The sequence below is a fragment of the Mycobacterium helveticum genome (assembly GCF_007714205.1).
In the GTDB taxonomy this organism is placed as follows: Bacteria; Actinomycetota; Actinomycetes; order Mycobacteriales; family Mycobacteriaceae; genus Mycobacterium; species Mycobacterium helveticum.
In genome coordinates, this window is the sequence record NZ_VMQU01000070.1 from 22,045 (window position 1) to 29,637 (window position 7,593).

Here is a 7,593-nt window from a genome sequence, read left to right on the forward strand (position 1 = left end):
AGCGGCTGCCTTAGTCTCCCTTCGGGAGGCACGACGATGGTTCTCAAGGTTGCGGTGTCGGCGGATCTGATCGGCGGCGACGTGGATGCCGGCTACGGGAAGGTCGCCGACGCCTTTCGCGCCAATTTCCGCGACGGCGCGGAGGTCGGCGCGGCCGTCGCCGTCTACCGCGACGGTGTCAAGGTTGTCGACCTGTGGGGCGGCTACCGCAACGGGCTGACCAAGGATCCGTGGCGGCCCGACACGATGGTCAACATGTTCTCCACGACCAAAGGGGTCTCCGCCCTCGTCGTGGCCGTGGCCGTGTCCCGCGGGCTCCTCTCCTACGACGGCTGGGTCGCCGACTACTGGCCGGAGTTCGCGCAGGCGGGCAAGGGTGAGGTCACGGTGCGCCAGCTCCTGGGCCATCAGGCCGGGCTGTGCGCGCTCAACCCCAAACCGACGCTGGCCGACGTGGCCGACCCCGAGCGGCTCGCGCCGATCCTGGCGGCCCAGGCACCGGCGTGGCGACCGGGTACGCGGCACGGCTACCACGCCATCACGCTCGGCTGGTACGAGTCCGAGCTGATCCGCCGGACCGACCCGGCCGGCCGCACCCTGGGCCGCTTCTTGGCCGAGGAGATCGCCGGCCCACTCGGCCTCGACCTGCACATCGGCCTGCCGGACTCGGTCGACCGGGCGCGCGTCGCCCACCTGCACCACTGGCAGCGGGCAGAGTCGCTGCTGCATGTCAACGTGATGCCGCTCGGCTTTCTCGGTGCCTCGCTGAACCCGGTCGGCCTGACGGCGCGCGCGGTCGCGGTGCCGCACGGCGTCAGCGCGTTCGACGGCGACTACAACCGCGACGACGTTCGCGCCGCCGAGATCCCCTCGGCCAACGGCATCGGAACCGCCCGGTCGGTGGCGCGCATGTATGGCAGCGCGGCCACCGGCGGCACCGAACTCGGTTTGAGCGCCGACACCATCGACGCCCTCGCCGCCCCGGCGGCCCCGCCGGGGCAAAGTGTCCGCGACAAGGTGATGCGCGTCGACGTGGCGTATTCGCTGGGGTTCTGCAAGCCGGTGCCGCGCTTCGAGTTCGGCTCCTCCGGCAAAGCCTTCGGGACGCCCGGCTTCGGCGGCTCCTTCGGGTTCGCCGACCCGGACACCGGCACCGGTTTCGCCTACGTGATGAACCGGTCGGGTTTCCACCTGTACAGCGACCCGCGCGAACTCGCCCTGCGGCAGAAGCTGTTTCGCGACGTGCTCGGGGCGCGGCCGCAGAGCTGACGGCGCCCACTAGCGGGAGTTTCCTGGCTATCCGAAGCCTTGATGTGAGTCGCACGACAGCACCGGCCTGATCTGCGGTTTCCCGTGTGTCGGCCGGTTTTCGGGTTTCGAATAGTGTATGACCTAAAGTGTGGCCAGTCTGTATAAAAAGACGATCAACGGCAAGCCGTACTGGTACCTGCGGGAGATGGCGCGGGTGAACGGTAAGCCGAAGATGGTCAGCGAGCGTTACCTCGGTTCCGGTGCCGATATCGCCGCGCTGCTTGACAGGCGTGAGGAAGCTGTCGTGCCGCAACGGACTCGGCATCTGGCGTTCGGTGACGTGGCGGCGGTGTGGACGATCGCTCAGCGCCTCGGCGTGGTCGAGACGATCGACGAGGTCGTTGGCGCGCGCCGGTCGGACGCGGCCGCGTCAGTGGGTTCCTACCTGGTGTTAGCGGCGCTGAATCGGTTAGTGGATCCGTGTTCGAAGCTCGGGTTCGCGGACTGGTGGAAGAGCACCGCTGCCGACCGCTTCACCAAGATCGGCGCCGCCGCGTTGGACCACCGCAAGTTCTGGGACGCGATGCACGCGGTCACCCTCGACGATCTGGCCGGCATCGAACAGCGTTTCGCGGCAAGGATGGTCGAAGAGTTCGCAGTGGACATCTCGGCGTTGGCGTTGGACATGACCAACTTCGCCACCTACATCGACACCGGCAACGACAAAGCTGCGATCGCGCAGCGCGGCAAGGCCAAACAGAAACGCACCGATTTGCGGCTGGTCGGGCTCGGCCTGGTCGTCACCCGTGACGGCGGCATCCCGCTGGTCTCCCACGCCTACCCCGGCAACCGACCCGACGTCACCCAATTCGCCGCCATGATCGACCTCCTGGTGGCCCGCCACGCCGCGGTGGCCGAGCACGCAGGCACCCCCGCCACCGCCGAGGTCACCGTGGTGTTCGACGCCGGGCAGAACTCGACCGCCAACTTCACCTACTTGGCCCGGTCCGGTCTGGCCTACGTCGGGTCGGTCCCGCCGTCGGACTGCGCGGACTTGCTCGCCCTGCCCGCCACAGACCGCACGATCGTGGACGCCGAGCGGTTCGGCGGCCTGACCGCGCTGGACACCCGCCGCCGGGTCTACGGCCAGCGGCGCCGCACGATCCTGACCCACTCGCCCACGCTGCACACCGCGCAAACCCGCGGATTCGACCAAACCCTGGCCAAGGCCCAAGCCAAACTCGCCGATCTCACCGACACCCTCGCCCGCGGCAAAACCCGCCGCGGCCGCGACCACGTCACCGCCAAGATCACCGGGATCCTCGCCGACCCATGGCTGCGCCGCGTCATCGACTGGAACCTCGCCGGCGACACCCCCACCAAGCATCGCCTGACCTGGCAGGTCAACGACACCGCCCGCCGCGATCTGGAAACCGAGATCTTCGGCAAACGCGTGCTGATCACCTCACGCGAGGACTGGCCGATCTCCGACGTGGTCGCCGCCTACCGGTCCCAATCCGACGCCGAATTCGCCTTCCGCCAACTCAAAGACCCTCACGTGGTGTCCTTTTCGCCGATGCACCACTGGACCGACCACAACATCCGCGTGCACCTGTTCACCTGCGTGCTCGCCCTGCAACTCGCCCACCTCATGCGCCGCCACGCCCGTCAAAACGGACTCGACATGTCGGTGCGCGAACTGCTCGACCACCTCGCCGGGATCCAGGAAACCGTCCTGATCTACCCATCCACCGGCGGACGCCCCAGAGCTCGACGGATGCTTACCGAAACCACCACGACCCAGGACCAGCTCATCGACATCTTCGACCTCGACTGCACCGCTCCCAAGAGTTAGGTCATACAGCCGCCAACACCGAAAACCGCCTCCTACCAGCAACAACAAGAGTCTGCCTCAAACCAGCCAGGAAACTCCCGCTAGGGTGAATTCGCCGAGGCTACATCCAGGGGGCGGCCGCGAACATCCGTTGCACCAGCATCAGGAGGCACCATGGTCACCGAGTCCGCCCCCGTCCCGCCGTCGATCGTCTATCCGCCCGCCGGGGCTCCCAACGTCGTGGTGGTGCTGCTCGACGACGTCGGCTTCGGCGCCGCCTCGACCTTCGGTGGGCCGTCCCCACACCGACGCTGGACCGCATCGCGGGGGCGGGCTTGCGCTACAACCAGTTCCACACGACCGCGCTGTGCTCACCCACGCGTGCCGCGCTGTTGACCGGGCGCAACCACCACAGCGCGCACATGGGGACCGTCTGCGAGATCGCGTACGGATTTCCCGGCTACGACAGCGTGATACCGCGCAGCACCGCCACGGTCGCATAGGTGCTGCGCACCAACGGCTACAGCACCGCGTTGTTCGGCAAGGCGCACTTCACCCCGATCTGGGAGATCGGCCCCGCCGGCCCGTTCGACCGCTGGCCCACCGGGCTCGGGTTCGAGCGGTTCTACGGATTCCTCGGCGGCGACACCTCGCAGTACGAGCCGGCGCTGTTCGACCAGACCACCCCGATCGAGCCCTACCTCGGCCGCGACGACTACCACCTGACCGAGGACTTGGCCGACAAGGCGATCGACTGGATCCGGCTGCAGCACACGTCGGCCCCCGACAAGCCGCTCTTCCTCTACCTCGCGCCGGGCGCCACCCACAGCCCCCACCACGTCTGGCCGGAGTGGTCGGAGAAGTTCGCGGGCCAATTCGACGACGGCTGGGATGCGTTGCGGGAGCGCACCTATGCACACCAGATCGAGCTGGGCATCATTCCCGCCGGCGCGCGGCTGACGCCGCGCCCCGAGCAGATACCCGCGTGGTCGGACTACGACGACCGCTACAAGCCGGTGGCCCGGCGGCTGATGGAGGTCTACGCCGGCTTCCTGGCGCACACCGACGCGCAGATCGGGCGGGTGATCGACGCGATCGACGAGTTGGGGCAGTGGGACGACACGTTGTTCGTCTACGTGTGCGGCGACAACGGCGCCTCGGCGGAGGGCACGATTCACGGCGCCTGGAGCTCGCCGGCGTTCCAGAACGGGATGCCTGAGGACCCGGAATGGCTGCTGGCCCACCTGGACGACTTCGGCACGCCTCGCTGCGAGAACCACTACAACGTGGGCGTGGGCGCTGGACGCACCGTTCCAGTGGATGAAGCAGGTGGCCTCCCACTTCGGGGGGACCCGCAACGGGCTGGCCATCTCGTGGCCGCGGCGCATCACCGCGGCGGGGGAGCAGCGCAGCCAGTTCCACCACGTCATCGACATCGCGCCGACCATCCTGGAGGCTGCCGGCATCGAGATGCCGGCACGGGTCAACGGCGCTGAGCAGAAGCCGATCGAGGGCGTCAGCATGGCGTACTCGTTCGACGACGCCGCCGCCGAGAGTCGCCGCACCACAAAGTATTTCGAGGTCTTCGGTAATCGCGCCGTCTACCATCGGGGCTGGATGGCATCCTGTTTCCGCGGGCGACTGCCCTGGGTCCGCGCCCAGCGCGCCACCCCGTTCGGCGGGGCCGAGCGCTGGGAGCTCTACCACCTCGCCGACGATTTCACCCAAGGCGTCGACCTCGCTGCGCAACACCCCGACAAGCTGGCCGAGCTGCAACGCGTATTCGACGCCGAGGCGCGCAAATACGACGTCTACCCGCTCAGCGACGCGACGCTGGCGCGCGCGCTGCCCGGCAACCGGCCCAGCCTGCTGGCCGACCGCACCTCGGTCACCTACTACGCCGGCCAGGTGCGCATCCCCGAACCGGTGACGCTGGGGTACACCAGCACGTCGTTCGAGCTGCGGGCGCGGCTGCGGATCCCGCCGGGCGGCGCGCAGGGGGTGGTGATCTGCATCGGCGGGGACATGGCCGGGTGGAGCCTGTACCTGCGGGACGGCGTGCCGCACTTCGCCTACAACTACCTGGGCCATGAGTTGGCGAAGATCGCCGCGGCCCGGCTCTTGCCGGAAGGCCTTGTTGCCCTTAGTCTTTCGTTCGACTACGACGGCGGCGGACTGGGCAGGGGCGCATCGGTGTCGCTGCGCGTCAATGACGACGAGGTGGCCGGCGGACGCATCGAACGGACCGTCCCGTTCCGGTTCTCGATGAGCGGCGAGACCTTGGACGTCGGCACCGACACCGGCTCGCCGGTGGCGCCGTACGGACATGCGCTCCGGTTCACCGGGCGCATCGAGCGGATCGACGTCACCGTGCACCCGCAGTCGGCCGACCTGGCCGCGGCGATCGCCGAGGCCGAGCTGCGCGCGGCGCTGGCGGCGCAATAAGTGGTCACGATGCGGAGCGACCTCATCTCTTTGATCCTGGGTTCCGCGCTCGAACCGATCGAGTTGGTGATCACGATCATGCTGCTCGGCACACCCTCGCGCGTCCGTGCCGCTGGGGCCTGGGTCGGCGGACACGTCGGCACGCGCCTGCTCCAAGGCCTGATTTTCGGCACGATCCTGCACTGGGGAAAGCGCAACGCCGACTCCGATCACGCCCACCACTGGGTCGTTTCGACAGTTCTTCTGGTGGTGGCCCTGCTGTTCCTCGTCACCGCGGCGCGGGAGCTGTTCACCGGCGAAGCTCCCGACGCGCCGCCGCCCAAGTGGATGAGCACGCTGACGTCGGCGACGCCGGCCAAGGCCTTCCTCATCGGCACGGGCCTGATGACGCTCTCGGTGAAGGCGTGGGTCTTCACACTGGCCGCCATCAGCGTGATCGGCAACGCCGGGATGCCCCGGCCCGTCAACATCGTCACCTACATCGTTTTCGTGGCGCTTGCCTCGGTCGGCAACCTGCTCATCGTCGGGCTGGCCGCGCTCTTCCCGGAGCGGTCTCGCTCCCTGCTGGACCGCCTGCTGCGCTGGCTGCAGGAACACGACCGGCCGATCATGGTCTTCGTGGGTCTGGTGTTCGGGACCTGGTTCGGGATCAAGGCCTTGCACGGCTTCGGGATTCAGTGAGCGGGTTTGCAGGGCCGCCCAGAGGTGGTCGCGGGGGATGGCGCAATCCCGGCTCTCGCAGTACATGCGCGTATCGCCCTCGTACGCGTCGAGTGCGGCCACGCCCCCGCGCTGCGGCCTGCGTGACTTTGGCCGCTATGGCGATGCCGACGGTCCCGCTTTCCCGATGACGTCGTTGGCTTTATGTGCCACGGTCGTGTGACCAAGGACGATTACGACAATGTGCTGATACCCGAGGTAGAGAAAAGACTGGAGCAGCACGAAAAACTGCAGATCTACTACGAGTTCGCGCCGGACTTCGATGGGATCGATCCCGCCGCCGCTTGGGAGGATACGAGGGTGGGTTTCAGCCACATCCTCAGTTGGGAACGCATTGCCGTGGTCGCCGACGTGGAATGGATCAAGCAGACCATGAAGTTCTTCGGATTCCTGATGCCCGCCGAGTTACGCGCGTTCTCTCTCGCCGAAGCCGGTGAGGCGCGCAAATGGATCACCGGAACGCAAGCCGCATGAGACAAGGATGACCGGCGCGCAGGCAGCTGCCGTAAAAGTCCCCGCGCATCGATCATCGACGAGCACGACTGCAGCTACCTCGGCAGGCTGGTCTGCGGTGCGGGACCGGTCGGGTCGTCCGTAGGCGAAGGGGTGGAATGCGATGGACCGCGGGTGACGACGCCGGCTATCCTCGCGGCCAGCGGCCCCGACTGACTCGAACTGGCGCGCAAGTCAGTGGGGATCTTGATGAGGGCCCTGGGTATCGGGTCAAACGACATGCTCTATGCCCCAGCCGGTTTCGGCGTCGATACGGGGCTGCTGGCCGTCCTGGTCCGAAGTCAAGGCTGTTGGAGTAGGCGAATCCTTGGTTTGACCTGGGGGTTCGTTGGTTTTGGTGGGGTGTTGTTCTGGCTACGCGGTGATGGTGAGTGGGATCGGGGCGGTGACGAGTTCGAAGGCGCGGCGCTGTTGGGGGGTGGCGTCGGCGAGCTTGTCGATTTCGATGTCGGTGTTGGCCAGCACCAGGACGAGACCCAGCCCGTATTGAACGTGCCCGCCAGTCTTTTCCCCGCGCCGCGGCAGCAACGGCGGCAGGGGTGAGGTCGCCAGCGCCACGAGCGCGATGGCCACCTGCGGCCGCAGCTCCATCACGCTGACGAGAACGGAGGCGATCACCGGTGCAACGACGAGCACGCTCGGTGAACTATCCCCTCAGACCCGATTCCGCGAGTAAGCGGGTGACACGCGCAGGAAGATAGCGATGGATGCCGTTGCGGCCTGGGACGATTCGTGTTGTGAAAGGCACATTGTCCGGCGGCGCGGAAGGCACCCATCTGGTGAGCAGGATACGCATCGACAAGGGTTTGGGGAAGCGCGCGGGCGGGCGG

Annotated in this window: 5 protein-coding genes and 1 pseudogene; 5 read left to right on the forward strand and 1 reads right to left on the reverse strand. The window is 67.5% G+C overall.

Annotated features, from left to right (window positions below; all coding sequences use genetic code 11):
- Positions 1-36 precede the first annotated feature (36 nt).
- The 5 genes and pseudogenes from FPZ47_RS16490 to FPZ47_RS16510 all read left to right on the forward strand — a co-directional run bounded on the left by FPZ47_RS16490 (position 37) and on the right by FPZ47_RS16510 (position 6,724).
- Positions 37-1,269: a serine hydrolase domain-containing protein gene (locus FPZ47_RS16490; protein WP_144952820.1), complete on the forward strand. Its 1,233-nt coding sequence runs from the start codon at positions 37-39 to the stop codon at positions 1,267-1,269.
- A 130-nt stretch (positions 1,270-1,399) separates the two neighbouring features.
- Positions 1,400-3,106: an IS1634 family transposase gene (locus tag FPZ47_RS16495; RefSeq protein WP_144952819.1), complete on the forward strand. Its 1,707-nt coding sequence runs from the start codon at positions 1,400-1,402 to the stop codon at positions 3,104-3,106.
- Between the two features lie 153 nt (positions 3,107-3,259).
- Positions 3,260-5,530: pseudogene (locus FPZ47_RS30685) on the forward strand (arylsulfatase).
- 9 nt (positions 5,531-5,539) lie between these two features.
- Positions 5,540-6,211 carry a GAP family protein gene (locus tag FPZ47_RS16505; protein WP_144952818.1) on the forward strand — a complete coding sequence of 224 codons (672 nt, stop codon included), beginning with the start codon at positions 5,540-5,542 and terminating at the stop codon, positions 6,209-6,211.
- Between the two features lie 183 nt (positions 6,212-6,394).
- Positions 6,395-6,724, forward strand: a complete 330-nt coding sequence (locus FPZ47_RS16510) for a SpoIIAA family protein (protein ID WP_144952817.1) — start codon at positions 6,395-6,397, stop codon at positions 6,722-6,724.
- A gap of 393 nt (positions 6,725-7,117) precedes the next feature.
- Here the strand turns inward: FPZ47_RS16510 and FPZ47_RS29550 are convergent, their stop codons facing one another.
- Positions 7,118-7,399: a hypothetical protein gene (locus FPZ47_RS29550; RefSeq protein WP_246133450.1), complete on the reverse strand. Its 282-nt coding sequence runs from the start codon at positions 7,397-7,399 to the stop codon at positions 7,118-7,120.
- Positions 7,400-7,593: the final 194 nt, after the last annotated feature.